Annotated in this window: 25 protein-coding genes and 1 pseudogene; 16 read left to right on the forward strand and 10 right to left on the reverse strand. The window is 68.6% G+C overall.

The window, feature by feature from the left end:
* Positions 1-192 precede the first annotated feature (192 nt).
* Entirely contained in the window at positions 193-933 is a 741-nt protein-coding gene (locus OCL97_RS13495; protein ID WP_377370487.1) for a TlyA family RNA methyltransferase, read from the forward strand.
* 33 nt (positions 934-966) lie between these two features.
* On the opposite strand, the gene OCL97_RS13500 is transcribed toward OCL97_RS13495, so the two are convergent.
* Both OCL97_RS13500 and OCL97_RS13505 read right to left on the reverse strand, forming a co-directional pair.
* Complete coding sequence (locus OCL97_RS13500) at positions 967-1602, reverse strand: glycine zipper 2TM domain-containing protein (protein WP_377370488.1); 636 nt, start codon at positions 1600-1602, stop codon at positions 967-969.
* Positions 1603-1644: 42 nt separating this feature from the next.
* The gene (locus tag OCL97_RS13505) at positions 1645-2073 is read right to left on the reverse strand and encodes a glycine zipper 2TM domain-containing protein (protein ID WP_377370489.1); all 429 of its coding nucleotides are present in this window, start codon (positions 2071-2073) and stop codon (positions 1645-1647) included.
* A gap of 169 nt (positions 2074-2242) precedes the next feature.
* Between OCL97_RS13505 and OCL97_RS13510 the strand changes: the two genes are divergently transcribed.
* On the forward strand, positions 2243-3523 hold the full coding sequence (locus OCL97_RS13510) for a class I SAM-dependent RNA methyltransferase (protein WP_377370490.1): 1281 nt from the start codon (positions 2243-2245) through the stop codon (positions 3521-3523).
* Between the two features lie 73 nt (positions 3524-3596).
* Here OCL97_RS13510 and OCL97_RS13515 read toward each other — a convergent pair whose 3' ends face one another.
* Complete coding sequence (locus tag OCL97_RS13515) at positions 3597-4691, reverse strand: PA0069 family radical SAM protein (protein ID WP_377370491.1); 1095 nt, start codon at positions 4689-4691, stop codon at positions 3597-3599.
* A 111-nt stretch (positions 4692-4802) separates the two neighbouring features.
* Between OCL97_RS13515 and OCL97_RS13520 the strand changes: the two genes are divergently transcribed.
* Positions 4803-5261 (forward strand): glycosyltransferase, encoded by a 459-nt coding sequence (locus tag OCL97_RS13520; RefSeq protein WP_304776611.1) that lies wholly within the window; start codon positions 4803-4805, stop codon positions 5259-5261.
* A gap of 2 nt (positions 5262-5263) precedes the next feature.
* On the opposite strand, the gene OCL97_RS13525 is transcribed toward OCL97_RS13520, so the two are convergent.
* The 4 genes from OCL97_RS13525 to OCL97_RS13540 form a co-directional block, all read right to left on the reverse strand.
* Complete coding sequence (locus OCL97_RS13525) at positions 5264-5707, reverse strand: glutathione S-transferase family protein (RefSeq protein WP_377370492.1); 444 nt, start codon at positions 5705-5707, stop codon at positions 5264-5266.
* Between the two features lie 38 nt (positions 5708-5745).
* On the reverse strand, positions 5746-6342 hold the full coding sequence (locus tag OCL97_RS13530; RefSeq protein ID WP_377370493.1) for a hypothetical protein: 597 nt from the start codon (positions 6340-6342) through the stop codon (positions 5746-5748).
* An 87-nt stretch (positions 6343-6429) separates the two neighbouring features.
* Positions 6430-8118 carry a lytic transglycosylase domain-containing protein gene (locus tag OCL97_RS13535; protein ID WP_377370494.1) on the reverse strand — a complete coding sequence of 563 codons (1689 nt, stop codon included), beginning with the start codon at positions 8116-8118 and terminating at the stop codon, positions 6430-6432.
* Between the two features lie 119 nt (positions 8119-8237).
* Positions 8238-9053 (reverse strand): uracil-DNA glycosylase, encoded by an 816-nt coding sequence (locus tag OCL97_RS13540; protein WP_377370495.1) that lies wholly within the window; start codon positions 9051-9053, stop codon positions 8238-8240.
* Positions 9054-9196: 143 nt separating this feature from the next.
* Here OCL97_RS13540 and OCL97_RS13545 point away from each other — a divergent pair, with 143 nt between their 5' ends.
* The 4 genes from OCL97_RS13545 to OCL97_RS13560 all read left to right on the forward strand — a co-directional run bounded on the left by OCL97_RS13545 (position 9197) and on the right by OCL97_RS13560 (position 14015).
* Entirely contained in the window at positions 9197-10870 is a 1674-nt protein-coding gene (locus OCL97_RS13545; RefSeq protein ID WP_377370496.1) for an electron transfer flavoprotein-ubiquinone oxidoreductase, read from the forward strand.
* Positions 10871-10936: 66 nt separating this feature from the next.
* Positions 10937-12628 carry a tetratricopeptide repeat protein gene (locus OCL97_RS13550; protein WP_377370497.1) on the forward strand — a complete coding sequence of 564 codons (1692 nt, stop codon included), beginning with the start codon at positions 10937-10939 and terminating at the stop codon, positions 12626-12628.
* A gap of 4 nt (positions 12629-12632) precedes the next feature.
* On the forward strand, positions 12633-13514 hold the full coding sequence (locus OCL97_RS13555; RefSeq protein ID WP_377370498.1) for a 4-(cytidine 5'-diphospho)-2-C-methyl-D-erythritol kinase: 882 nt from the start codon (positions 12633-12635) through the stop codon (positions 13512-13514).
* 3 nt (positions 13515-13517) lie between these two features.
* Positions 13518-14015: a GNAT family N-acetyltransferase gene (locus tag OCL97_RS13560; protein WP_377370499.1), complete on the forward strand. Its 498-nt coding sequence runs from the start codon at positions 13518-13520 to the stop codon at positions 14013-14015.
* A 60-nt stretch (positions 14016-14075) separates the two neighbouring features.
* On the opposite strand, the gene OCL97_RS13565 is transcribed toward OCL97_RS13560, so the two are convergent.
* Entirely contained in the window at positions 14076-15518 is a 1443-nt protein-coding gene (locus tag OCL97_RS13565) for an ammonium transporter (protein ID WP_377370500.1), read from the reverse strand.
* 37 nt (positions 15519-15555) lie between these two features.
* Complete coding sequence (locus tag OCL97_RS13570) at positions 15556-15894, reverse strand: P-II family nitrogen regulator (protein ID WP_215339866.1); 339 nt, start codon at positions 15892-15894, stop codon at positions 15556-15558.
* A gap of 384 nt (positions 15895-16278) precedes the next feature.
* On the opposite strand from OCL97_RS13570, the gene OCL97_RS13575 reads away from it, so the two are divergent.
* The 9 genes and pseudogenes from OCL97_RS13575 (at position 16279) to OCL97_RS13615 (ending at position 24468) form a co-directional block, all read left to right on the forward strand.
* The gene (locus OCL97_RS13575) at positions 16279-17001 is read left to right on the forward strand and encodes a fasciclin domain-containing protein (protein WP_377370501.1); all 723 of its coding nucleotides are present in this window, start codon (positions 16279-16281) and stop codon (positions 16999-17001) included.
* A 59-nt stretch (positions 17002-17060) separates the two neighbouring features.
* The gene (locus OCL97_RS13580) at positions 17061-17411 is read left to right on the forward strand and encodes a hypothetical protein (protein ID WP_377370502.1); all 351 of its coding nucleotides are present in this window, start codon (positions 17061-17063) and stop codon (positions 17409-17411) included.
* An 81-nt stretch (positions 17412-17492) separates the two neighbouring features.
* Positions 17493-18422, forward strand: coding sequence for a glycine--tRNA ligase subunit alpha (locus OCL97_RS13585; protein WP_377370503.1), 930 nt, complete (start codon positions 17493-17495; stop codon positions 18420-18422).
* A 4-nt stretch (positions 18423-18426) separates the two neighbouring features.
* A complete protein-coding gene (gene glyS, locus OCL97_RS13590) occupies positions 18427-20703 on the forward strand; it encodes a glycine--tRNA ligase subunit beta (protein ID WP_377370504.1) in 2277 nt (758 codons plus the stop codon).
* 12 nt (positions 20704-20715) lie between these two features.
* Entirely contained in the window at positions 20716-23412 is a 2697-nt protein-coding gene (gene ppdK, locus OCL97_RS13595) for a pyruvate, phosphate dikinase (protein ID WP_377370505.1), read from the forward strand.
* A gap of 83 nt (positions 23413-23495) precedes the next feature.
* Positions 23496-23693 carry a hypothetical protein gene (locus OCL97_RS13600; RefSeq protein ID WP_305703694.1) on the forward strand — a complete coding sequence of 66 codons (198 nt, stop codon included), beginning with the start codon at positions 23496-23498 and terminating at the stop codon, positions 23691-23693.
* Entirely contained in the window at positions 23690-23917 is a 228-nt protein-coding gene (locus OCL97_RS13605) for a hypothetical protein (protein ID WP_377370506.1), read from the forward strand. The genes OCL97_RS13600 and OCL97_RS13605 overlap by 4 nt, the downstream gene beginning before the upstream one ends.
* A gap of 114 nt (positions 23918-24031) precedes the next feature.
* Positions 24032-24211, forward strand: a pseudogene (locus tag OCL97_RS13610) (DUF488 family protein); the annotation flags it as partial.
* A gap of 92 nt (positions 24212-24303) precedes the next feature.
* Positions 24304-24468, forward strand: a complete 165-nt coding sequence (locus OCL97_RS13615; RefSeq protein ID WP_377370507.1) for a DUF488 family protein, N3 subclade — start codon at positions 24304-24306, stop codon at positions 24466-24468.
* A 98-nt stretch (positions 24469-24566) separates the two neighbouring features.
* Here the strand turns inward: OCL97_RS13615 and OCL97_RS13620 are convergent, their stop codons facing one another.
* Complete coding sequence (locus OCL97_RS13620; RefSeq protein ID WP_377370508.1) at positions 24567-25211, reverse strand: YceI family protein; 645 nt, start codon at positions 25209-25211, stop codon at positions 24567-24569.
* Positions 25212-25261 lie beyond the last annotated feature (50 nt).

The following is a 25261-nucleotide window of genomic DNA, read 5'->3' on the forward strand; positions in this document are numbered from 1 at the left end:
ACTGAGCTGCTCGTAGAGCCGTCCCATGACAACACCTCCGCCAATGCAGGGTGTTGCACTTCGTTTGAGAACTCAGGGGACCCAGGTCGCAGAGCGCCTGATGTTTCAAGCAGAGGATCGGGTGACCTCTTCGGGATTCCGGAGCCTTATGATCTGGGCCCCGGCCTTCGCCGGGGTGAGCGGGGTTTTGTAGTGGCCAAGGTCCGCGCCGACCTGCTGCTGGTCTCACGCGGTCTCGCGGAGAGCCGCGCCAAGGCCCAGGCGGCTATCGCGGCGGGCGGGGTCACCGCCGATGGTCGGGTGGTGGCCAAGGCCTCCGAGGCGCTCGACGAGGCCTGCGACCTGAAGGCGGAGGCGGCCCACCCCTATGTGGGGCGAGGGGCTCTGAAGCTGAGCCATGCCCTGGATCTCTGGCCGGTCGCGGTCACCGGCGCGGTGGTGCTGGACGTTGGAGCCTCCACGGGCGGCTTCACCGAGGTCTGCCTGCGGCGCGGCGCGTCGCGGGTCTATGCGGTCGATGTGGGCCGGGGCCAGCTGCACGCCCGGCTCGCCGGCGACCCGCGGGTGGTGGCCCTGGAGGGGCTTGATGCGCGCGCCCTGACGGCCGATCTGATCCCGCTACCGCCCAGCCTGGTGGTCTGTGACGCCAGCTTCATCGGCCTGGCCAAGGTGCTGCCGGCCGCCCTCTCGCTGGCAGCGCGCGACGCCGAGCTCATCGCCCTGGTGAAGCCGCAGTTCGAAGTGGGCCCCGATCTGGTGGGGAAGGGCGGCTTGGTTCGCGACCCGGAGGCCCGGGCTCGGGCCTTGGCCGACGTCTGCAGCTTCCTGACCGCCTCAGGCTGGGCACTGCTGGCCACCGCTGACAGCCCGATCCTGGGCGGCGACGGGAACGCCGAGTATCTGCTGCGCGCACGAAAAAGCCGCCCGGACTGACCGGGCGGCTTTCTCAATTCTCAAGCTCAGGTCTTAGTCGACGACCTGATAGCGGCCCTGGTTGTCGCGGCAGACGCGGACGAAACGCTTCTGCACCTGACCGTCAGGCAGATAGATCGGGCTCTCGGCCAGGGTGCAGCCGTCCGAACCGACGCTGCCCTGGGTCGACACGGCGTAGCTGGCGCCCCGACGATCATAGGCCTGATCGTAATAGCCGGACCGGTCATAGTCGTAGGTGCGGTCGGCGTAGCCGCCGCCATAGTTGCTGCCGTAGTAGCCGCTGTCGCCGTTGTAATAGCCGTTCGATCCGTACTGGCTGCCGCCGTTGTAGTAGCCGCTCTGGCGGCTGGGGGTGCAGGCTGCGGAGTCCTTGCCGATCTTGGAGCCGGCCACCGCGCCCACCAGGCCGCCCAGCACCGCGCCCTCGGTCCGCGCATTGCGGGCCGCGACGTTGGAGCCGATGGCGGCGCCGGCCAGCGCACCGAGCAGGCCGCCGGTGGTGCTGCGGTTCGAGGACGAACGGCGGCAGGGATCGTAGTAGCCGCTGTCATAACTCTGGCCGTAATAGCCGGACTGAGCCGAGGCGAAACTCGGGATCGCGGCGGCGGCGCTGAGCGCCATGATGCCGGCGGCGCAGGCCAGGGCGGTCTTGGCGAAGATCTTGGTCATGGGAACTCTCCCCCTCGGGATTTGATGAAAGACGTGCCGGCCTTAGGCGCGGCCGCTCGGCCGCCAGACGCCATCGCGCCCACGGCAAACTTCGAAGTTGTGATTGCGGCCGCCGTAGTACTCGCTGACCCACTGGCAGTTCTTGCGGCTGTAGTTGGTTTGGGCGACGCGCTTGGGATAGCCCTTGCAGTTGATGCGATTGCGGCCGACCTGGTTGCCGGCGGCGGCGCCCACGACGCCGCCGAGCACGGCGCCTTCGGTCTTCGCGCCCTTGCCGGCGACCTGCGAGCCAAGCACAGCGCCCAGCACACCGCCGACGACCGCACCCTTGTGGCCGGACTCCCGGCGAGCTTCGCGGCAGATGTCACCGCTGCCATAGGACCGGTTCGCCTGAGCCGCGGCGAATTGGGGAACCGCCATGCCCGTCATCAGGACGGCGGTGGCGGCGGCGATGGCGAATGTACGCTTCATGGTCTCTTCCTTCGCAGGCTCAAGCGGCGCCATGGCCCCGCTTTCGGAGATGAGGTTTGACGGATCGAACCTGAACGGGTCTTGAACAGACCCAGAAACGTTCTTTCCCGACTCCGGGGCGTGAATGGTGAAGCTACCATCCGCCTCCAAACCGTAAATGATCCCGACCATGCGAAGTTCCAACCGCCGTCCCGAGCCCCCCAAGCCTTCGGGTCCGCCCATCGAGGTGGTCATCGAGACCATCGGCGGCGAGGGGGATGGTGTGGCGCCCGGGCCCATCTACGTGCCCTTCACCCTGCCAGGTGAGACCGTCCGGGCGACCGGGGCCGGCGAGCGGCGGGACCTGGACGCGGTGCTCGTCGCCAGTCCCGAACGCGTGACCCCGCCGTGTCCGCACTTCGGCGTGTGCGGCGGCTGCGCCCTGCAGCACTGGGAACACGCCGCCTATCTCGCCTGGAAGGTCGAGCGCCTGCGCAAGACGCTCGGCCTGCAGCACATCGAAACCGAGATCCTCGCCCCCTTCGCCTCGCCCCCGGCGTCGCGCCGGCGCCTGGCCCTGCACGCGCGTCCCGGCAAACGGGGCGAGGCCCGGCTGGGCTACAAGACCCGCAAGTCCTGGGACGTCATCGACATCGCCGTCTGCCCTATCGCCGATCCGCGGCTGGAGGCGGCCCTGCCGGCCCTGCGCCGCCTGGCCGCCCCCTTGCTGCAGCATCCCAAGTCCGCGCCGACCCTGCATGTCACCCTGACGACCGAGGGCCTCGACGTTGAGATCACGGGCGTGGAACGCAAGAGCGGCGGCCTCAGCGCCGACGCCCGCATGCAACTGGGCCAGATCGCCGCCGAGGCCGGCTTCGCCCGCGTGACCATGGACGGGGAGGTTCAATACGGCGCGCGCCAGCCGCTGATCCGGGTGGGACCAGCCGTGGTCGCCCTGCCGGCCGGGGCCTTCCTGCAGGCCGTGCCCGCCGCCGAGGCGATGATGGCGGCCTTCGCGGTCGAGCAGGTGGCCGGCGCCGAGCGGATCGCCGACCTCTATTGCGGCGTAGGGACCTTCACCTTCCGCCTGGCCCAGGTCGCTCCGGTCTACGCCGCCGACGGCCATGCGCCCGCCATCCGGGCCCTGACCCAAGCCATCGCGACGGCGCCGGGGCTGAAGGGGGTGACCGCCGAGACCCGCGACCTGGCGCGGCGTCCGGTCCTGGCGGTTGAGTTCAAGAAGATCGACACCGTGCTCTTCGACCCGCCCCGCGCCGGCGCCTTGGAACAGACCGCCGAGATCGCGGCCTCCAAGGTGGCCAAGGTGATCGGCGTATCCTGCAACCCGGCCACCTTCGCCCGCGACGCACGCGTGCTGATCGACGCGGGCTTCAGCCTGGATCGGGTCCTGCCGGTGGATCAGTTCCTGTGGTCGCCCCACGTGGAGCTGGTGGGGGTGTTCACGCGCTGAGGCGCACCTCAGCCTCGGCCGGCGTCGCCAGGCGGCCAGTTAAGCTTTGTCGGACCCGACGATTCACCGCACCTCAGCCGAACAGGTCGCCTTGATCTCCGGCCCTGGTGGGGACCTTGAACTTCTCCAGGTCCAGCCCGTCGAAGGAAAAATCCAGGCAGTAACGCCGCCGCGCCGCCTGGAAGCGCACGCGCATCAGGTCGGCAAGCGGCCCCTGGCCCTTCATGCGGGTCCCCCAGTCGGCGTCATAGTCCTTGCCGCCCCGCATCTGCCGGACCAGGGACATCACCCGGCTGGCGCGGTCGGGGTGGTCGGTGGCGAGCCACTCGCGAAACAGGTCCTTGATCTCCAGGGGCAGGCGCAGGGCGACATAGCCGGCGCCTCGCGCGCCTGCCTGGCTCGCGCGCTCCAGCACGGCCTCCATCTCATGATCGTTGAGGCCGGGAATGATGGGCGCGAACATGACGATGACCGGCACGCCGGCGTTGGCCAGGCCCTTGACGGCGGCGATGCGTTTTTCCGGGGTGGCGGCGCGGGGCTCCATGCTGCGGGCGAGCTTGCGGTCCAGGGTGGTGATCGAGATGGCCACCCGCACCAGGTTGGCCTGCGCCAGGGGCGCCAGCAGGTCCAGGTCCCGCAGGATCAGGGCCGACTTGGTGATGATGGAAAAGGGGTGCTGGAACCGGCCCATGACCTCGATGATCGACCGGGTGATGCGGAGGGTCTTTTCCTGTGGCTGGTAGGGGTCGGTGTTGCCGCCGATATGGATGGCGATGGGCTGGTAGCGCGGCTTGGAAAGCTCGGCTTCCAGCAGGCGCGCCGCCTCCGGCTTGAAGAACAGCTTGCTCTCGAAATCCAGGCCCGGGGACAGGCCCATATAGGCGTGCGCAGGCCGCGCGTAGCAGTAGATGCAGCCGTGCTCGCAGCCTCGGTAGGGGTTGATCGAGCGGCTGAAGCCCACGTCCGGACTGGTGTTCTTGGAGATGATCACCCGCGCCTTCTCAGCCGTAAGGGTGGTCTTCAGCTTCACCGGCTCGAGATCGTCGGGCGTCCAGCCGTCATCGAAGGCCTCCCGCCCTTGCGCTTCATAACGTCCCGAGGCGTTGGACCGCGCGCCGCGCCCGCGGACCTGGGGCTGCGGGTGGACTTGCTGGGTGAAGGTGGCCATGGCTCATCCAAGCCGGCGCGGGAGAACAAAGCAAGAACTATTCGTCGCGATCGCTGCGCAGGGAGAGCAGGGCAGCTTGACCACCACGCCCGACGCGTCGCTTGTGGCGCCATGCTCAGCGTGATCATTCCGACCTTCAATTCGTCGACCGAACTGCAGGATCTGCTGCCGGTCCTGGTGCCGGCCGCGGTCGATGGGCTTGTGCGGGAGGTGATGGCGGCCGACGAGGGCTCCACCGACCCCACCCTGATGATCTGTGACGACGCGGGGGTGGAGGTGGTCACTGACGGCATCGCCCAGGCCATGAAGCGGGCGAAACAGGACTGGATCCTGCTGTTGCCCCCCGACATCCGCCTGACCCACGACTGGGCCGATCGCGTGGCGCGTGGGATCAAGCAGGGGCGATCGGCGGGCCTGAAGGGCCAGAGCGATGGCGGCTCGCTGCTGGACCGGCTGAAGCCCGGACCCTGGGGCCTGCTGGTGCGCAAGAGCGAGCTGGGCAACCTTGCGCCCAACGCCGACCTCGCGGGCCTGCGCCGGCAGTTCGGGCGCCTCGCGACCCTGAAATAGGCTCAGTCGCGGTCGGGGGCGCCGAGCGGGAAGTGGGGCCGGAAGTAGCGCGCTTCGTCCACCGCTCGGGCGAAGGACGGCCGGGCCAGCAGGCGGGCGCGGTAGGCGCGCAGGTTGGGATAGGCCTGCGGAATCGGGTGGACCCAGTCAGCATAGAACAGGGACGGGGAGGCCGCGGCGTCGGCCAGGCTATAGGTCTCGCCCGCCGCCCAGGTCTTGCCGGCCAGATGACCTTCGAGCCAGGAATAGGCGCGGTCCAGCCGCTCACCGGCCAAGGCCAGGCCGTCCTCACTCTTCATCGGGATCCGACCCAGCTTGCTGCTGACCGCCACCTGCATGGCGTCCATCACGTGCAGGTCGAAGAAGCGGTCGAGGAAGCGGACATTCAGGGCGTCCAGCGGGGCACCGGCAGCCTCCGGATCGGGCGCTGGATCTTGTAGGTTCAAGCCTACCCAGACCAATTGCATAATGCAACCGGTAAGCTCTAGCGGGCCGCCCACAGATTGTCGGCTGCGGCCTGCAGGTCCCCGGTGACGCCGCGCCGGGCCAGGGACAGGCCGTCCAGGTCCACCTCGTCTGGCCGAAGGGTCCGGCCGTGCAGGCTGTAGCCCACCTGGTAGACAGCCCGGTCGGTCTTGGTGACGCCGTCCTCGATGAACACGGTCAGCACGCCGACGGGGACCCTTCCGGTCTCGGCCTTGGTCTTGCGCAGACCGTCCTCGACCCAGCTCACCTCCAGGCGCGGATTGCCGGTGGTCTCGACGCTGCTGGCGCGCACCTGCCTGGGAAACCAGATGGTCTGGGTCTGGATCACCTGCTCGGGCCGCTGGGAGGCCAGGCGGATGCGGTCGCCCGAGCCTTCCAGGGTTCCGGTCATCAGGAAGGTCTGCTTCAGCGCATTGGCGCGGGCCTCCACCTGGCGCTCACGCGCGGCGAGGGCCTTTTCCCGGGAGGTCTGGGTCCGTTCCCGATGGCTGTCCCAGTAGCCGAGGACGGCCACGACCACGGCCACCACGCCAACGATCTCCGCCAGGCTCAGCCAGCGCAGGGGCAGGCGCTTCTTGCGGGGTGCGTCGCTCAATCTGGTCTCCATTGGCCGCATGCGTCGGATCCGGCCGCTCGAGCCGGTCGCAAGGAGCTAAAGGCGGATTGAGGACGAAGCGAGGCGTCAGCCGCGTTTTGAGCGCCTGGCCTTCTTGTCGGACTTGCCGGAGTCTTTGACGTCCTCGTCTTCCGCCACCTCGACCTTGGCCGCGGCCAAGGGCGCGTCCCAGCGGGCGTCGATGTATTTCTGGCCGGTGGCCAGGGCGTCCAGGGTGCGGGACTCCTGGCCGAACTTCTTCTGGTAGGTCCAGTAGGCGGCCATGACGTGTTCGACGTAGTTGCGGGTCTCCGGCGCCGGCATGCACTCGATGACCATCAGGCTCTCATCGTCGTCGCCGAGCATCCGGGCGGTCTTCTGCAGGGTGGCCGGCCCGCCGTTATAGGCGGCCACCGTGCGCAGGATGTCGTAGCCGACCCCTTCGCCCATCAGCCAGGTGACATAGTCCTGGCCGACCTTGAGGTTGTAGCTTGCGTCGAACAACGGGCTCATGTCGTCGCGCAGCCGGGCGTTGCCAGTGGCGTGGGCCGCGGTGTCGGGCATCAGCTGCATCAGGCCGACCGCGCCGGCCGGCGATACGACGCCGGGATTGAAGCGGCTCTCCTGGCGCACGATGGCGTAGACCAGCGCCTTGCTGATCTTGAAGCCCTCGCGCGGGTTCAGGTTCGGGGTCGGATAGTCGGGCTGGACCCGGCGGCGCGCGGGTCCGGCGGCGGCCATGTCCTGGGCCAGGCCCTCGTTGATGACGGCCGCCAGTTGCATCCAGCGCGCCCGGTCTTCCGGGGTGCGGGCCAGCGCCAGGCCGGCGCGGAGCTCCTGGCCGGCCTCGGGCACGCGCCCGATCTGGGCCAGGGCGGCGGCGCGGTGAGCCCGGGCGTCGTCCCGCATCATCCTGGTCACGTCGGCGGTGGGGCCGCCGTAGGAGGCCTTGAGAACATTGCGGGCTCGCGGCTGATAGGCCCGGGCCTCCGACAGCGGCGTTGCGGGACCGAGGCCGCGCAGGGCCACCTGACGCTCGGCGATCATGCCGTAGAAGGTGTGGGGCGACCCGGCCGCCTGGCGCAGATGGGTCGCGGCCCGGTCGGAATGGCCGCCGGCCTCGGCGGCGCGGGCCGCCCAATAGGCGCCGCCGGCGCGGACCCAGATATCTTCCTCGGTGTCCTGGGCCAGCTGCGACAGATAGGTCTCGGCATGGTCGTAGCGGCGCAGGCGATAGGCGGCCATGCCGGCGATCCAGCGTTCGCCGACCGCCCGGGCCAGCTCCAGGGCGCGCTTGGAGTCGCCGGAATAGAAGGCCTCGCGGGCAAGGCGGGCGTTGTCGGCGTCGAAGGGGCCGCCGGAGCCCGGAGGCACCAGTTCGATCTTGCTCCAGTCGGTCCCGATCAGGCCGGGCACGGCGGGGGCGGCCAGGTCCGGCGTCTTGCGCTTGCTGGCCAGGGTGTAGATGCGCTCAGCCACCGGCAGGTCGGCGTAGCGCGACAGCCAGCCCGACAGCTCGTCGAAGTTCGACTTGTGCGCCGTCGGGTGCATCAGGCCGCGATAGGTGACGTAGCCCGAGAGCGACGGGTCGCTGATCTCGATGGCCTGCATGGTGGCGTCGATGAAGTCGCCGCGGTCGACCGCCTCGAAGGCCCGGGCGTAGGCCTGGGCGTCGGCTGGCGTCAGGACTTGCGGGCTGCCGGCCAGCGCCTTTCCCGCGATCGTGGCGCAGATCAGGGCCAGGGCCGCGATCCGCACGCGCTTGGTCTGCGTCATGCCCACTCTCACGCCGCCGCGTCTTCGCTGGTCTGGCGTGACCCTTTTTCTCAACGACCTGGGAGGTTTAGAGCCCTTATTGATGAAGAGAAAGTGCGTTCGCGCCGCAGGAGGCGCCGTTAAGGACGTTCCGGCCGATTCAGGCGCTCGGTGAGCGTCAGCAGATCACTCCACGCCTTCTTCTTGGCCGCCGGTTGGCGCAGCAGGAAGGCGGGGTGCAGGGTGGGCATGGCCGGCAGCTCGATGGCGCCGTCGGCGGACTTCCATTCAAACCAGCGGCCGCGCAGGGAAAGGATGCCTTCCTCCCGCTTGAGCATGGACTTCGCCGACGGCCCGCCCACCAGCAGCAGCATGCGCGGCTTCAGCAGTTCGATGGCCCGCTCGAGGAACGGCGCGCAGACCAGCTGCTCCCCGGGGGAGGGATTGCGGTTGCCGGGCGGGCGCCAGAACACCGAATTGGTGATGAAGACCTGGTCGGTCAGGCCGGCGGCGGCGAACATCCGGTCCAGGAGCTGGCCGGCGCGGCCCACGAAGGGCTGACCCTGGATGTCCTCCTCCTGTCCCGGTCCCTCGCCGATCACCATCAGGGGTGCGGTGAGCGAGCCGCGATAGAAGACCGACTGGCGCGCGGCGCCTTCGAACTTCAGCGGACAGCCATCGAAGGCCTCGATGGCGGCCTTCAGGGCCTCCAGGTCCGGCGCGGCGGCGGCCAGGCGTTTCGCCTCGGCGACGGCGCTGGAAACGTCGGGACCGGCGACCGGGGCTGCGCGGGCGGCGATCGGGGCGGCCACCGGCTTCTCCGGCAGGCGGATCGGGGCGATCTTGCCGGCCTCGATGCGGTCGTAGGGCTCGTCCAGCAGCATGGCGTCGACGCCGGCCTCGGCCCAGAAGGCGAGCAGGCTTTCGGCGGCGATGTCACGGGAGGCGGGGATCATGCGTCCTTGTAATCGTTGTTGCGACGGAGTTCACCCTTGACCGGCGACCGGCAAGCTTCCGATAAGTCGGCGAACGGATCAACGCCGCGCGGCGTAAGGGGAGGGGAACCCCTGACGCGTGGCCCAGAGGAGTTGAGGGGATCATGAGCGACGTCATCGAACGCGAGGCCATGGAGTACGACGTGGTGATCGTCGGCGCCGGCCCCTCGGGGCTCTCGGCCGCCATCCGCCTCAAGCAACTGGCCGAGAAGGCGGGCGTGGAGCTCACCGTGGCCGTTCTCGAAAAGGGCTCCGAGGTCGGCGCCCATATCCTGTCCGGTGCGGTCATCGATCCCAGCGGCATCAACGAACTGCTGCCGAACTGGCAAGAGCTGGGCGTTCCGCTGGAGACCAAGGTCACCCGCGACAAGTTCGTGATGCTCGGCCCGCAGGGCGAGCTGGACATCAGCTTCCTGCCCTTCCCCAAGTGGATGCTGAACCACGGCAACTACATCGCCAGCCTTGGCAACGTCTGCCGCTGGCTGGGCCAGCACGCTGAGAGCCTTGGCGTCGAGATCTATCCCGGCATGGCCGCCTCCGAGGTGGTCTATAACGAGGACGGCTCGGTGAAGGGCGTCGTCGCGGGCGTCTTCGGCGTCGGCAAGGACGGCCAGCCCGGCCCGGACTACCAGCCCGGCATTGAACTGCACGCCAAGTACACCTTCATCGGCGAGGGCGTCCGCGGCTCCCTGGCCAAGCAGCTGCAGGCCAAGTTCGGCCTGACCGAGGGCCGCGATCCGCAGAAGTTCGGCATCGGCATCAAGGAACTCTGGCAGGTCCCAGACGACAAGTTCGAGGCGGGCCTGACCCAGCACACCTTCGGCTGGCCGCTGGACAACGCCACCGGTGGCGGGTCCTTCATGTACCACTTCGGGGACAACTACGTGGCCATCGGCTTCGTGCTGCACCTGAACTACAAGAACCCCTGGCTCTCGCCCTTCGACGAGTTCCAGCGCTTCAAGACCCACCCGACGATCCGTGGTTATCTGGAAGGCGGCAAGCGCATCTCGTACGGCGCGCGCGCCATCACCGAGGGCGGTTCGCAGTCGCTGCCGCAGCTCTACTTCCCGGGCGGCGTGCTGCTGGGCTGCTCGGCCGGCATGGTCAATGTCCCGCGCATCAAGGGCAGCCACAACGCGGTCAAGAGCGGCATGCTGGCCGCCGAGGCCGCCTTCGCCGCCATCAGCGAGGGCCGTTCGGGCGACGCGCTCACCAGCTACGAAGAGGCCTACAAGAAGTCCTCGATCCACAAGGAGCTGTGGAACGTCCGCAACTTCAAGCCGCTGTGGTCGAAGTTCGGCACCATCCCGGGCCTGGTCCTGGGCGGCGCTGACGCCATGATCGCCACCATCTTCGGCGGCTGGTCGCCCTGGGGCACGCTGAAGCACGGCAAGTCGGACGCCGAATCCACCGGCCTGGCCAAGGACTACAAGCCGATCGTCTATCCCAAGCCCGACAACGAGTTCAGCTTCGACAAGCTCTCGAGCGTGTTCCTGTCGGCGACCAACCACGACGAGAACCAGCCCGCCCACCTGAAGCTGAAGGACCCCAGCGTCCCGATCGAGGTGAACCTGCCCCGGTTCGCCGAGCCGGCGCGCCTCTACTGCCCGGCGGGCGTCTACGAGGTGCTCTACGACGAGGCCGGCCAGAACCCGAAGTTCCAGATCAACTTCCAGAACTGCGTCCACTGCAAGACCTGCGACATCAAGGATCCGTCGCAGAACATCGTCTGGACCACGCCGCAGGGCGGGGACGGCCCCAACTACCCGAACATGTAGGGCAAAAGGGCGCTGAGGCGCCTGCCAAGCTTGCGGCGCGGACGGAAAGCGGTGAGGTTCTGCCCCATGCGTAAACTGCTCGTCTGTGCCGCCCCGCTCCTCCTGCTGGCCGCCTGCGCCACGCAGCCAGCCGATGATCTCGCCAGTCTCTCCGATCCGGGCGGGTCCTCCTATGGCCTGTTCCTGGCCGGCCAGAGCGCCCTGAACGACGGACGCGGCGCTCAAGCCGCGGCCTATTTCGAACAGGCCCAGGCCGGCGGCGCGGAAGACGAACTGATCTCCGAGCGGGCGTTCACCGCCGCCATCCTGGCCGGGGACATCACCAAGGCCGCGGCGCTTGCGCCCTCCGGCGAGGGGTCTTCTGAATCCGGCAAACGGCTGGGCCGCGTGGTCGAGGCCGTGGAGGCCATGTCCACCAACCAGGGCAAGGCGGCCAGGGCGCTGTTGGCGCCCGAAGGCATGGGGTTCCCGCACAAGGGCGCCGCGGCTCTGCTAGGCCCCTGGGCCTCGGCGATGGCGGGTGACGCCACCGGCGCGGTGGTGCGGCCCGAACTGCGTAACGACAAGGTTGTGGAGTATTTCGGCCTGCTGGGGCAGGCCTTCCTCTATGAGCGCGCCAAGCGCTACGACGAGGCCGAGACCGACTTCAAGGCGCTCACCGGCGGCGAAAATCCCGGCGACCTGGTCCTGCTGGCCTATGGCGGCTTCCTGGAACGGCGCGGCAAGCGCCTCGACGCGATCGCGGTGTACGACAAGGGGCTGGCCGACGAGCCGTCCAACTCCACCCTGCTGGCCGCCAAGGCGCGCGCCGCGGCGGGCAAGTCGGCCCCGCCGGCGCCGACCCTGCGCCAGGGCGCGGCCCAGGCGCTGATGCCCCCGGCGGCCACCATGCTGGCCGCCAAACAGGAACAGATCGGCCTGGCCTATCTGCGCCTGGTCCTGCGGCTGGATCCCAACCGCAACGACGCCTGGCTGATGGTGGGGGACCTGATGGAGACCGCGGGCGACCTCGACGCCGCCCGCGAGGCCTATGCCAAACCCAAGCCTGGTTCTCCGGAATACGCGGCAGGCCGAGCCAAGCTGGCCTGGAGCTACCTCAAGGCCAAGGACAACGAGACAGCCCTGAAGATGGCCCGCGAGGCCGCCGCCTCGGGCGATCTTGACTCCAAGGTCACCCTGGCCGACATGCTGCGGGTCAATGAGCAGTATCCCGAGGCCATCCAGATCCTGACCGAGGTGATGGCGGCCCGGCCCGGCGACTGGCGGCTGCTCTATTCGCGCGGGGTGAACTATGACCGCGCGGGGCGCCCGAAGGAGGGTGAGGCCGATCTGCGCGCCGCCCTCAAGATCCGCCCCGACGACAGCGAGATGCTGAACTATCTCGGCTACACCTGGATCGACCGCGGCGAGCACCTGTCCGAGGCCCTGGGCATGGTCCAGCGGGCCGCGGCCTCGAACCCCAAGTCGGGCGCCATCATCGACAGCCTCGGCTGGGCCTACTACCGGCTCGGCGACTACAAGAAGGCCGTCGAGAAGCTTGAGGAAGCCATTGAGCTGGAGGCCGGCGATCCGGACATCAACAATCACCTGGGCGACGCCTACTGGCGTGTCGGCCGCCGCGACGAGGCGGAATTCCAGTGGAAACGGGTCCTGACCCTCGACCCTGACGCCAAGATGAAGGCCGAGGTGTCGGCCAAGCTGGCCTCTGGTCTGGGCCCCATGGGGCCGGCCCAGAGCCCCCGCGTCGCCGGACCCTAGGCCGATGGCTGGCGACACCCTGGCGCCCGCCAAGATCAATCTCTTCCTGCACGTCGGCGCGCCGGGCGCCGACGGCTATCACCCCATCTGCAGCCTGATGGTCTTCGCCGACGCCGGCGACCGGGTGACCCTGCATGAGGGCGACGCCCTGGCCGTGAAGGTGCGGGGCCCCTTCGCCGGCCAGCTGACGGGGGAGGGCGACAATCTGGTCCTGCGCGCGGCCCGCGCCCTGCTGGCCGAGGCCAGGGGACCGCAGGTCCCAAAGGCCTTCATTCTGGACAAGCGCCTGCCGGTGGCGGCGGGTTTGGGAGGCGGATCCAGCGACGCCGGCGCGGCCCTGCGCCTGATGCGCGAGGACATGACCCCGCGTCTGGATGACGCCGAGCTGGAGGCCGTCGCCGCCCGCCTCGGCGCCGATGGCGCGGCCTGTCTCTGGGGCCGGCCGGTCGTGGCGGAGGGACGGGGCGAGCGGCTGTCACCGGCTCCCGGTCTGCCGATCCTGGAAGCCGTGCTGGTCAATCCTGGCGTCTCGGTCTCGACACCCGCGGTCTACGGCGCCTTCGACGCCGCCAGCGTCTTCGGCGACGTTGAGCCTCCGACCCTGCCCGAGGCCTTCGAGAGCGTCGAGGAGGTGGCGGGCTGGCTCGCCACCACCCGCAATGACCTGGAGGCGGCCGCCGTGGCCCTGGCCCCGGAGATCGGCGATGTGCTGGCCACGCTCTCCGACGAGCCGGAGGCCCTGATCGCCCGCATGTCGGGCTCCGGCGCCACCTGTTTCGCCCTCTGCCAGAGCGAGGTCGAGGCCGAGACCCTGGCCGAGCGGATCATGGCCATGAAGCCCGACTGGTGGGTCCAGCGCTGCCGCCTCGGCGGCCCCTGGACCTGAGTCGTGGAGACCACCCGGCTGCGCCTGCGCCAGCTGACGCCGGATGACCTCGAACACCTGGTCGCTCTACATGGCGACCCAGAGGTCATGGCCTTCATCACTGGTGCGGGCGAGACCCGGGAGATTGTCGAGACACGGAGCCTGCCCGACCTGCTGAGCCGCCGCACCTGGCTCCTGTTCGAGGCGGAGACCTTCCTCGGTTGGGCCTCGTTGCGGCTTGAGGGGGACGAGGCGGAGCTAGGCTATCGGCTGATCCGCGCCGCCTGGGGGCGTGGCTACGCCAGCGAAGTGGCCCGCGCCCTTGTCGATCTGGGTTTCCGCCAACTGGGGCTCGCCCGCATCTGGGGGCAGACCATGGCGGTCAATCTGGGCTCCCGGCGGGTGATGGAGAAGGCGGGCCTGACCTATGTCCGCACCTTCCACCTGGCCTGGGACGATCCCCTGCCGGGCGCGGAGCAGGGCGAGGTGGAGTACGCGCTGCTGCGCGCCGACTGGCGGTAGCCCAAACGAAAACGGGGGCCCCGAAGGACCCCCGTTCCCAACGCTCTGGGTTGACGTGGACTATTCGTGCAGGGCTTCGCCGTGCAGCGAGAGGTCCAGACCCTCGACTTCGCCCTCTTCCGAGACGCGCAGTCCAGTGGTGAACTTGACCACGAACAGGATGATCAGGGTGACCACGCCGGACCAGGCGATGGTCGCGACGATGCCCAGGGCCTGCTTGGCGACGCTGGCGCCTTCACCCAGGCTGTTGATGGCCGGGTCGGCCAGGGCGCCGGTGAGCAGGGCGCCGACGATGCCGGCGATCCCGTGCACGCCGAAGGCGTCGAGGCTGTCGTCATACTTCAGCAGGCGCTTGAGCCAGACCGCGCCGACATAGGCCGCGCCGCCGCCGATGATACCGATGATCAAGGCGCCTTGCGGGTTCACGAAGCCGGCGGCCGGGGTGATGGCGACGAGACCCGCCACCGCACCGGAGGCCAGGCCCAGCATGCCGGGCTTCTTGCGCTCGACCCATTCCACGATCATCCAGGCCAGGGCGGCCGCGGCGGCCGCGATCTGGGTGTTGAGCATGGCGGCGGAAGCGATGCCGTCCGCGGCCCATTCCGAACCGGCGTTGAAGCCGAACCAGCCGACCCACAGCAGGCTGGCGCCGATCATGGTGTAGACTAGGTTGGAAGGCGCCATGTTTTCCGCGCCGTAGCCCCTACGCTTGCCGAGAACCAGGGCGCACATCAGGCCGGCGACGCCCGCATTGATGTGAACGACGGTGCCGCCGGCGAAGTCCAGGACGCCCTCGCCCGAGAGCCAGCCGCCGCCCCAGACCCAGTGACAGACCGGCGCGTAGACGAAGATCGCCCACAGGGCGGTGAAGAGCAGCAGGGCCGAGAACTTCATGCGCTCAGCGAAGGCGCCGGCGATCAGGGCCGGCGTGATGATGGCGAAGGTCATCTGATAGACGATCCACAGCATCTCCGGCAGACCCTTGGCGGCCGAGAAGGCCGTCTCGGTGGTGACGCCGTTGAGGAACAGCACGTCGAAGGAGCCGACGTACTTGTTCAGGTTCTCATCGGGGTTCACGCCGAAGGCCATGCTGTAGGTGATGGCCATCCAGACGATCGTCACCACGCAGGTGACGGCGAAGGACTGGGCCACCGTTGCGATGACATTCTTGCGGCGGACCATGCCGCCGTAGAACAGCGCCAGGCCCGGAATGGTCATCATCAGGACCAGGGCCGTGGAGGTCAGGATCCAGGCCGTGCCGGAGCCGTCCAGTTCGAGCTTGACCTGGTGAGCCAGCAGGGCCGGAGCCGCCTCGGCGGCGGCCGGAGCCTCGGCGGCCGGGGCTTCTTCAGGCGCGGGCGCAGCGGCTTCCGGCGCGGGCGCGGCGGCCTCGGCGGCGGGCGGCGCGGCGTCCTGTGCGAAGGCCGGGAACGCCAAGGGCGCTCCGACCAGGGTGGCGGCGGCCAACAGGCCCGCCAGCCGCTTAAATCCGAGTGTTTTCATTTGCTATCCCCTTGTCCCGATGAGTTCGCGCTGCGCTCTAGAGCGCCGCAGTGCCGGACTCGCCGGTCCGAATGCGAACCGCGTCCTCGACATTGAGGACGAAGATCTTCCCGTCTCCGATCTTGCCGGTGGCGGCGGCGGCCTTGACGGCTTCCACGGCCTTGGCCGCGGCGCTGTCGTCGACGACCGCTTCCAGCTTCACCTTGGGGACGAAGTTCACCTGGTACTCAGCGCCCCGGTAGATCTCCGTCTGCCCCTTCTGCCGGCCGTAGCCCTTAACTTCCGAGACCGTCAGCCCCTCGACGCCGGCGGCGACGAGCGCTTCGCGCACATCGTCCAGCTTGAAGGGTTTGACGATCGCCATGATCAGTTTCATCGCTCGCTCCTGCGCAGCCCCAAAGATCGGCACGCCCGTGGTGAATTCCCGACCCGTCGCGAGTTCAGCCCCCTCGACGGCATGACGACGCTATCGAGACACGCCGGTGACGGCGGACGCCCGGTAACTATTGATCAAGGAAAAGTCGTCGGGCGCCTTATCGGCAGGCACATCGCCCAGGGGGTGATCAATTGTTGCGCAGAAAGCGCCTCCACGCCGCGCTCCGCCCTGGTCAAGCTGCAGGGGACCACCCTTCGCGCGCGGTTCACGAACCCGTGATCTGAGCAACCGCAGGCGGCGCCGTGCGCTGTTTGCCGCGACAGGCCGAGCTTTCCTGCAGGCTCGGTGAGTGGGGGCATCCATTCACCCCGTCATGAGAACCCGATGTATTTGAACCGTATCCTGACCACGACCGCCGCCCTGGCCCTGATGGCCAGCGCCGCGCAGGCGCAAACCGCCACCAAGCCCGCCAAGGCGCCGGCCGCCGCCGTATCGACCGCGAAATCGACAGCCGCTCCCGCAGCCGCGCCGCCGGCCGGCGCGACCGCTGAAACGGCCGCCGCGGGCTCCGCCCAGGTTGTCGCCGCCGGAGACATCGTGGCCACCGCCAAGGCCTCGGGCCAGTTCACGACCTTCCTGAAAGCCGCCGAGGCCACGAACCTCACCAGCCTGCTCAGGGACAACAAGAACCTGACTGTGTTCGCCCCGACCGACGCCGCCTTCGCGGCGCTGCCGGCCGGCGAACTCGACAAGCTGATGCTGCCCGAGAACAAGGCCCAGCTTCAGAAGGTGCTGATCTACCACGTCATCAACGCCAAGGTGCCCGCGAGCGAGTTCAAGGGCGCCACCCGCAAGGCGGCGACCGTCGCCGGCCCCTCCGTCGAACTGGCGGGCGGCGCGACGCTCAAGGTCAATGACGCCGAAATCGTCCAGGCCGACGTGAGGGCCACCAACGGCATCATCCACGTCGTGGACAAGGTCCTGATGCCGCCGGGCGCCATGGCTGCCGTCAATTCCGCCGTCTCCGCCTCGGCCACCACGACGGCGCCGCCGACCAGGGAGCCGAGCACCCTGCCGGCCACCCAGGTGATGCCGAAAACCAAATAGTCGGGGCTACCCGGCGCGTATCGCGCCGGGTTCTTCAGGAACCACCAGGAGCAACGATCATGACTTTCAAGACTCTTCTCGCCGCCGCGGCCGCCACCGCACTGATGGCCGGCGCCGCCCAGGCTCAGACCATGACTCAGCCGGCCGACTCCTCCATGCCGCCCATGACGACGCCGGCCGGTGACCCCGCGCCGACAATGGACAGCGCCACCACCGAAACCTCGGTGGAGGGCACGTCCTCCACCAGCGTCACGACGCCGATGGCAAGCACGGGTGCGACCGCCGATGCATCTGCCACTCTGACCACCACGACGGTGACCAATGGCCCCGTGGCCGACACGCCGGAGAACCGCGCGCTCTACAAGCCCCTGTCGCGCGCCGGCAATCGTACGGCCGCCAAGGGTAACTAAAGACTCCCCTACGTGGGTTGAAGCAGAGGTCGGCGGGCCCTATGGTCCGCCGACTTTTTTTGCGCCTGCGAAACAGCCCATATGCCCACCGACAAGCCGCTTTCATTTCAGGGTCTTATCCTGAAATTGCACGACTATTGGAGCCGTCAGGGCTGCGTGATTCTGCAGCCGCACGACGTGGAGGTCGGCGCTGGGACCCTGCACCCGGCCACGGTCCTGCGCGCGCTCGGTCCCAAGTCCTGGCGGGCGGCCTATGTGCAGCCCTCGCGCCGCCCCGGCGACGGCCGCTATGGCGAGAACCCCAACCGCCTGCAGCACTACTACCAGTACCAGGTGATCCTGAAGCCGAACCCCGACAACCTGCAGGAGCTCTATCTGGGCAGCCTGGAGGCCATCGGGCTGAACACCCGCCTGCACGACATTCGCTTCGTCGAGGACGACTGGGAGAACCCCACGGTCGGGGCCTGGGGCCTGGGCTGGGAGGTCTGGTGCGACGGCATGGAGGTGAGCCAGTACACCTACATGCAGCAGGTGGGCGGCCTGGACGTCTTCCCGGTGGCCGGCGAACTGACCTACGGGCTCGAGCGCCTGGCCATGTACATCCAGGGCGTGGACAACTTCGCCGACCTGGCCTTCAACGATCCCGACGGCCCCGAGCCCAAGACCTATGGCGACGTTTTCCTGGAAAATGAGCGCCAACATTCCGAGGCCAATTTCCACGGCTATGACGTGGAAACCCTGAAGCGCCAGTTCGAGGACATGGAGATCCAGGTCCCGCGCCTGCTGGCCATGACCGGTCCCCAGGGCCAGGCCATCGTCCTGCCGGCCTATGACCACGTGCTGAAAGCCAGCCACCTGTTCAACCTGATGGACGCGCGTGGCGCCATCGCCGTGGCCGAACGCCAGAGCTACATCGGCCGCATCCGCGACCTGACCAAGATGTGCGCCCTGGCCTGGGTGAAGAATGAGGGGGGCAACGGCCTCCCCGACGCCGAGCAGGTTGCGAAGTAGGACCATGCCCCAGCTTCTGATCGAACTGTTCTCCGAAGAGATCCCCGCGCGCATGCAGGCCCAGGCCGCGCGCGACTTCGAACGTCTGGCCCGCGAGCACCTAGCGGGCGAGGGCCTGATCCCGGAGGCCGTGAAGTCCTTCGGCGGCCCCCGCCGCCTGACCCTGGTGGCCGAGGGCCTGCCGGCCACGCAAGGCGACCGCCATGAGGACCGCAAGGGCCCCCGCGTCGGGTCCCCGGACCAGGCCATGGAAGGCTTCCTGCGCTCTACCGGCCTGACCCGCGAGCAACTGGTGGAGAAGGACGGCGTCTGGTTCGCCCACATCCACCGCCAGGGTCGCCCGACGCCTGAGATCATCGCCGAGATGGTCGAGAAGATCGTCCGCGACTTCCCCTGGCCCAAGTCCATGACCTGGGGCCGCGGAACCCTGCGCTGGGTGCGGCCGCTGAAGCGCATCGTCTGCGTCTTCGACGGCGAGGTCGTGCCCTTCACCGTCGACGGCGTCGAGGCCGGCAATATCACCGAGGGCCACCGCTTCATGGGCTCGGGTCAGCCCTTCAAGGTGCGCGACTTCGACGAATACGCCGAGAAGCTGGCCAAGCACTTCGTGATCCTGGATCCCGAGGAACGCAAGGACCGCATCCTGGACGGCGCCAAGACCCTCTGCTTCGCGCGCAATCTGGACCTGGTGGACGACGAGGGCCTGCTGGACGAGGTGGCGGGCCTGGCCGAGTGGCCGACCCCGGTGCTGGGCGACATGGAGCCGGCGTTCCTGGACCTGCCGCCGGAGGTCATCCGCACCTCCATGCGCACCCACCAGAAGTATTTCGCGGTCCGCGATCCCTCCACCGGCAAGCTGGCGCCGCACTTCCTGACCGTGGCCAATATCGAGGCCGCCGACGGTGGCAAGGTGATCGCGGCGGGCAACGCCAAGGTGCTGTCGGCGCGCCTGTCGGACGCCCGCTTCTTCTGGGATGAGGACCGCAAGACCGCCCTGGAAGACCGCCTGGAGAAGCTGAAGGGCGTCACCTTCCACGCCAAGCTGGGCAGCCTCTATGAGCGGGTCGAGCGGCTGGAGCTGCTTTCCAAGGCCATTGCGCCCCGGGTAGGCGCCGATGTCGCCAAGGCCGTGCTGGCCGCGCGCCTGGCCAAGGCCGACCTCGGCACAGGCATGGTCGGCGAGTTCCCCGAACTGCAGGGCCTGATGGGCGGCTACTACGCCCGTGAGGAAAAGATCAGCGGCGTCGTCGCCGACGCCATCCGCGATCACTACCGCCCGGTCGGCGCCAATGACGAGGCGCCCGACACGCCGGTCACCATGGCCGTGGCCCTGGCCGAAAAGCTCGACACGCTGACGGCCTTCTTCGCCATCAACGAGAAGCCCACCGGCTCCCGCGACCCCTACGCCCTGCGCCGCGCGGCGCTAGGCGTGATCCGCATCCTGCTGGGCTCCGAAGCCCGCGCCCCGGTCCGTGAGCTGGTGGGGGACTGGTACCGGTCCCTGCGCTGCTTCGTCGATCCGGGCCGCGCCCTCTACGTCTCCACCAAGCGCACCACCGGTTATCTGGGTCCGCTGTCGCGCAGTCCCTCGGAGGTCTTCGAGACCTATGTCGAGGAGTTCGAGGACGCCCTGCTTGAGGGCAAGCCCTATGTCGTGGTCACCGAGGAAGACTTCGACATCCGCTTTGATCGTTCGGCCGCGGCCGGCGACGCGCCCGAGGGCGAGGTGATCTACGAATTCCGCCCCTACGGCGTGGTGGCCGACGAGGTCATGGCCTTCTTCGCCGACCGCCTGAAGGTGGTGCTTCGCGACCAGGGCAAGCGCCACGACCTGGTGGACACGGTCTTCGCCCTCGGCGACGACGACCTGGTGCGGATCGTGGCCCGTGTCGAGGCCCTCGACGGCTTCCTCAAGACCGAGGACGGCAAGAACCTGCTGGCCGGCGAGAAGCGGGCCCGCCAGCTGCTGCAGGCCGAGGAAAAGAAGGGCCCGCTGCCAGCTGGGCCGGCGGTCGGCATGGCCGGCGCCTCGCCCGAGGAGACCGCCCTGGTCGGGGCGATTTCCCTTGCGGAACCCGCGGTGGCGCGTGCATTGCACAACGAAGATTTCGCGGGCGCGATGCGTGCTCTGTCGGGACTTCGCGGGCCTGTGGACGCCTTCTTCGAGAAGGTTCTGGTGAACTCTGAAGTCGCGGCGGAACGTGAGAACCGTCTACGGCTTCTGGCACAGGTGCGGGACGCGATGGGTCGCGTCGCGGACTTCTCTTTGGTGACGGGTTAGGAGACCTCAAGGATGCCGACCGATACGCTGACGAAGTCGCGCTGGGTCTATTCCTTCGGCGGAGGCGGCGCCGATGGCGACGCGTCCATGAAGAACCTGCTGGGCGGGAAGGGGGCCAATCTCGCCGAGATGTCCTCCCTGGGCCTGCCTGTCCCTCCCGGCTTCACCATCACCACCGAAGCCTGCGTCCACTACTATTCCAACGACAAGACCTATCCCGAGGGCTTGAAGGAACAGGTGATCGCGGGCCTGGCCAAGGTGGAGACGATCACCGGCAAGGTGTTCGGCGACGCCGCCAACCCGCTGCTGGTTTCGGTGCGCTCGGGCGCCCGGGCCTCCATGCCCGGCATGATGGACACCGTCCTCAACCTGGGCCTCAACGACCAGACTGTGGAGGGGCTGGCCAAGCTGGCCGGTGACCGCCGCTTCGCCTTCGACAGCTACCGCCGCTTCATCCAGATGTACTCGGCCGTGGTCCTGGACCTGGACCACCACATGTTCGAGGACATCCTCGACGAGCAGAAGGAGCGCCTCGACGTCACCGTCGACACCGCCCTTTCCGCCGAGGACTGGGAAAAGGTCGTCGGCGCCTACAAGGCCGCCGTCGAGCGCGAGCTGGGCCACCCGTTCCCGCAGGATCCGCAGGCCCAGCTCTGGGGCGCCATCAGCGCGGTGTTCGCCAGCTGGATGAACGATCGGGCCAAGTTCTATCGCCGCATGCACGACATCCCCGAAAGCTGGGGAACCGCCGTCAATGTCCAGTCGATGGTGTTCGGCAATATGGGCGACTCTTCGGCCACCGGCGTCGCCTTCACCCGCAACCCCTCCACCGGCGAGGCCCGCCTCTACGGCGAGTTCCTCATCAACGCCCAGGGTGAGGACGTCGTGGCCGGCATCCGCACGCCCCAGGCCCTGACGCGGGCCGCCCGCGAGGAGATGGGCGAGAAGTCGCCGTCCATGGAGGAAGCCCTCCCGGACGTCTTCAAGGAGTTCAAGTCCGTCGTCGAGAAGCTGGAACAGCACTATCGCGACATGCAGGACATCGAGTTCACCGTGGAGAAGGGGCGCCTCTACATGCTCCAGACCCGCAACGGCAAGCGCACCGCCAAGGCGGCGCTGAAGGTCGCGGTGGATCTGGCCAACGAGGGCCTGATCACCAAGGAAGAGGCGGTGATGCGCATCGAGCCTGGTTCGCTCGACCAGCTGCTGCACCCCACCATCGATCCCGCGAGCCCGCGCGACGTCATCACCTCGGGCCTGCCGGCCTCGCCGGGCGCGGCCACCGGCAAGGTGGTCTTCGACGCCGACGAGGCCGAGAAGATGGCCGCCGCCGGCGAGTCCGTGATCCTGGTCCGCGAGGAAACCTCGCCGGAAGACATCCACGGCATGCATGCCGCCAAGGCGATCCTGACGGCCCGGGGCGGCATGACCAGCCACGCCGCCGTGGTGGCGCGCGGCATGGGCCGGCCCTGCGTCTCCGGCGCCAGCGAGCTCTATATCGACGATGCGGCCCAGACCTTCCGGGCCCGCAACCGCACCTTCAAGGCCGGTGACATCATCACCATCGACGGCTCCAAGGGCGAGGTGCTCTCAGGCGCCGTGCAGATGATCGAGCCGGAGCTGACGGGCGACTTCGCCGCCCTGATGGTCTGGGCCGACGCGATCCGCCGCCTGAAGGTCCGCGCCAACGCCGAGACCGCCACCGACGCCGCCGCCGCCCGCCAGTTCGGCGCCGAGGGCATCGGCCTGGTCCGCTCCGAGCACATGTTCTTCGACGCCGTGCGCATCGCCGCGGTGCGCGAGATGATCCTGGCCGACGACCGGGCCGGGCGGGAACAGGCCCTGGCCAAGATGCTGGTCATGCAGCGCGAGGACTTCGTCCAGCTGTTCTCCATCATGGAGGGCCTGCCGGTCACCTTCCGCCTGCTCGACCCGCCCCTGCACGAGTTCCTGCCCCACACCGCCGAGGATGTGGAGGCCGTTTCCAAGGCCACCGGCCTGGACGCCGCCAAGCTGCTGGCGCGCGCCAAGGAGCTGCACGAGGTGAACCCGATGCTGGGCCACCGCGGCTGCCGCCTGGGCGTGGCTTACCCTGAGATCTACGAGATGCAGGTCCGCGCCATCCTGGAGGCCGCCATCGAGGTGGTCGCCTCCGGCAAGGCCGCCCCGATCCCGGAGATCATGCACCCCCTGGTCTCCAAGGGCCTGGAGATGAAGTTCCTGCGCGAGCTCACCGACCGGGTCGCGAAACAGGTGATGGCCGAGAAAGGCGTCACCATCGACTACCGCGTCGGCACCATGGTGGAGCTGCCCCGCGCCGCCATCCGCGCCGACGACCTGGCCGAGCACGCCGAATTCTTCTCCTTCGGCACCAACGACCTGACCCAGACGACCTTCGGCATCAGCCGTGACGACTCCGGCCGCTTCCTGGGCGCCTATATCGACAAGGGCATCTTCGAGCGCGATCCCTTCGTGACCCTCGACCAGGAAGGCGTCGGCGACCTGATCCGCATCGCCGTGGAGCGCGGCCGCAAGACCCGCCCCGACATCAAGCTCGGCATCTGCGGCGAGCACGGCGGCGACCCGGCCTCCATCGACTTCTGCGAAAAGGTCGGCCTGGACTACGTCAGCTGCTCGCCGTTCCGGGTGCCGATCGCCCGTCTCGCGGCGGCCCAGGCCGCCATTGGCGAGCGCGAGAAAGACCGGTGAGGCGAGACCCCTCCGCAGCCCGGGCGCGCCTCGCCAGGGCCGCCCCCAAGGCGCTGCCGGCCGGGGCGATGGGAGCTGGCGCGATGGGCGCCGGAGCCGTGGGCGCGGTGGCCTTCGGCGCCTTCGCGGTCGGGGCCCTGGCCCTGGGCGTGTTGTCCATCGGCTACCTGGCCGTCGGCGGCCTGGCGCTGGGCCGCGGCCGCATCAAGCATCTCGAGATCGACGACCTCGTCGTCCGCAAACTGACCATAGTCGACGGCAAGCCTGGGGACCCGACATGACCGCACGCATTCACGGCGCGCTCTATCCCGCCCCCTCCGAGGGCCTGCCGCTGATCATCGCCATCTTCAAGGACGGCGAACTGGCCGGCTGCAACATCGCCGCCGACGAGGCCCAGGGCGAGGCGATGATCAAGACCGCCGTCGCCGAGCTGCAGCGCCTGGAAGTGATGTCCAACCTGCCCACCAACACCATCACCGTGCGCCGGCCGGTGCAGCCAAGGTAGGGATGGCCTCGCCGCGGCCTTGCCGCAGCGCCTGCCCGACCAGACAAGCCGAGCAGGGCCTGCCTCGATCACGGCCGCGCTGGTTATTTGATGACCCGCGCCTATCTTGCGGAAATGCCTAGTCTAATCCCGCTGGCCACCATCGGCTACGAGAGCCAGACTCAGGACGCGGTGATCGCCCGCCTGAAAGCCGCGAAGGTGTCAGTGCTGATCGACGTTCGGGCGGTGGCGGCGTCCCGTCGCGCCGGCTTCTCAAAGACCCTGCTGGCCGCCAGCCTCGCCGAGGCCGGGATCGAATACCTCCACCTGCGCCAGCTGGGCGCCCCCAAGCCCGGCCGCGACGCCGCGCGCATGGGGCGGGTGGCGGAGAGATCTTCGAGGCGCACATGGCCGAACCGGCCGCCCAGCTCGAACTCGCCCGGGCAACCGCCATCGCCGCCGAGCGAAAGACGGCGCTGCTCTGTTACGAGGCCGATCATTGCGGGTGCCATCGCAAGATCTTGGCCGACACGATCGCCGAGGACCTAGGCTGCGAGATCGAGAATCTGTAGCGCGCTGGTCGTTGATGCTCGGAGGGCGCTGGTCCAGACGCCCGTGAACACCTTCGGCGGTTCGGGCGAGTCCATGTGGCGCCCAGTCGCGCCAGGGCTCACTGGCTTTCGAACTCGGCGTCGATCACCAGCTCGATGGGGTCGGCGAACACGGGCGGCATGCCGAAGTCGGCCGGCTTGATCCTGGTGGTGGCGGTCATCCCGATGCGCGGTTTGCCGAAGCCCTTGCCGGCCCCCACCAGCACCACATCAAAGGTGATCGGCCTGGTCTTGCCCATCAGGGTGAGATCGCCGTCGACCTGGCCGTGGGTCGCGTCGGTCTTGCGGAAGGCTGTGGAGACGAAGGTCGCCGTCGGATTGATCTTGGCGCCCAGGTACTTGCTGGAGATGTCGGCGCCGAAGCCCGCGACATTGGTGACCACGGTTCCGGTCTCCACCGTTGCGGTGACCGAGGACTTGGCCGGCGAGGCGGGATCCCAGACCAGGGAGCCTGCCACCTTGTCGAAGCGGAAGACGCTGATCGAGTAGCCCATGTGAGGCACGCGGGCGAGAACCGACGCGTGGTCCTTGTCCAGCTTGTAGGTCCCGACAGGCGCCAGGCTGGCGTCGGGCTCACCGCAGAAAATTCCCGCCGGCACGCCGGGCGGGCAGGCGCCGTTGGCCGCCAGGGCCTGGCCGGCGAAGGCCTGGGAGATCGCCAGACTGGCGCTCACGGCCAGCAACGACTTCAGAAGATTGGTCATACCCAAGCACCCTTGTTTCCGGTGGTCCTGCCTCAAGGACGAACCGCCGA

The sequence above is a fragment of the Phenylobacterium ferrooxidans genome, from assembly GCF_042714595.1.
Classification (GTDB): Bacteria; Pseudomonadota; Alphaproteobacteria; order Caulobacterales; family Caulobacteraceae; genus Phenylobacterium; species Phenylobacterium ferrooxidans.

Coding starts and splice junctions, on each gene's coding strand:
- OCL97_RS13500 (WP_377370488.1), bottom strand. CDS start 1,602: ATGACCAAGATCTTCGCCAAGACCGCCCTGGCCTGCGCCGCCGGCATC.
- OCL97_RS13505 (WP_377370489.1), bottom strand. CDS start 2,073: ATGAAGCGTACATTCGCCATCGCCGCCGCCACCGCCGTCCTGATGACG.
- OCL97_RS13510 (WP_377370490.1), top strand. CDS start 2,243: ATGCGAAGTTCCAACCGCCGTCCCGAGCCCCCCAAGCCTTCGGGTCCG.
- OCL97_RS13515 (WP_377370491.1), bottom strand. CDS start 4,691: ATGGCCACCTTCACCCAGCAAGTCCACCCGCAGCCCCAGGTCCGCGGG.
- OCL97_RS13520 (WP_304776611.1), top strand. CDS start 4,803: ATGCTCAGCGTGATCATTCCGACCTTCAATTCGTCGACCGAACTGCAG.
- OCL97_RS13535 (WP_377370494.1), bottom strand. CDS start 8,118: ATGACGCAGACCAAGCGCGTGCGGATCGCGGCCCTGGCCCTGATCTGC.
- OCL97_RS13540 (WP_377370495.1), bottom strand. CDS start 9,053: ATGATCCCCGCCTCCCGTGACATCGCCGCCGAAAGCCTGCTCGCCTTC.
- OCL97_RS13545 (WP_377370496.1), top strand. CDS start 9,197: ATGAGCGACGTCATCGAACGCGAGGCCATGGAGTACGACGTGGTGATC.
- OCL97_RS13550 (WP_377370497.1), top strand. CDS start 10,937: ATGCGTAAACTGCTCGTCTGTGCCGCCCCGCTCCTCCTGCTGGCCGCC.
- OCL97_RS13555 (WP_377370498.1), top strand. CDS start 12,633: ATGGCTGGCGACACCCTGGCGCCCGCCAAGATCAATCTCTTCCTGCAC.
- OCL97_RS13565 (WP_377370500.1), bottom strand. CDS start 15,518: ATGAAAACACTCGGATTTAAGCGGCTGGCGGGCCTGTTGGCCGCCGCC.
- OCL97_RS13570 (WP_215339866.1), bottom strand. CDS start 15,894: ATGAAACTGATCATGGCGATCGTCAAACCCTTCAAGCTGGACGATGTG.
- OCL97_RS13575 (WP_377370501.1), top strand. CDS start 16,279: ATGTATTTGAACCGTATCCTGACCACGACCGCCGCCCTGGCCCTGATG.
- OCL97_RS13580 (WP_377370502.1), top strand. CDS start 17,061: ATGACTTTCAAGACTCTTCTCGCCGCCGCGGCCGCCACCGCACTGATG.
- OCL97_RS13585 (WP_377370503.1), top strand. CDS start 17,493: ATGCCCACCGACAAGCCGCTTTCATTTCAGGGTCTTATCCTGAAATTG.
- glyS (WP_377370504.1), top strand. CDS start 18,427: ATGCCCCAGCTTCTGATCGAACTGTTCTCCGAAGAGATCCCCGCGCGC.
- ppdK (WP_377370505.1), top strand. CDS start 20,716: ATGCCGACCGATACGCTGACGAAGTCGCGCTGGGTCTATTCCTTCGGC.
- OCL97_RS13600 (WP_305703694.1), top strand. CDS start 23,496: ATGGGCGCCGGAGCCGTGGGCGCGGTGGCCTTCGGCGCCTTCGCGGTC.
- OCL97_RS13605 (WP_377370506.1), top strand. CDS start 23,690: ATGACCGCACGCATTCACGGCGCGCTCTATCCCGCCCCCTCCGAGGGC.
- OCL97_RS13615 (WP_377370507.1), top strand. CDS start 24,304: ATGGCCGAACCGGCCGCCCAGCTCGAACTCGCCCGGGCAACCGCCATC.
- OCL97_RS13620 (WP_377370508.1), bottom strand. CDS start 25,211: ATGACCAATCTTCTGAAGTCGTTGCTGGCCGTGAGCGCCAGTCTGGCG.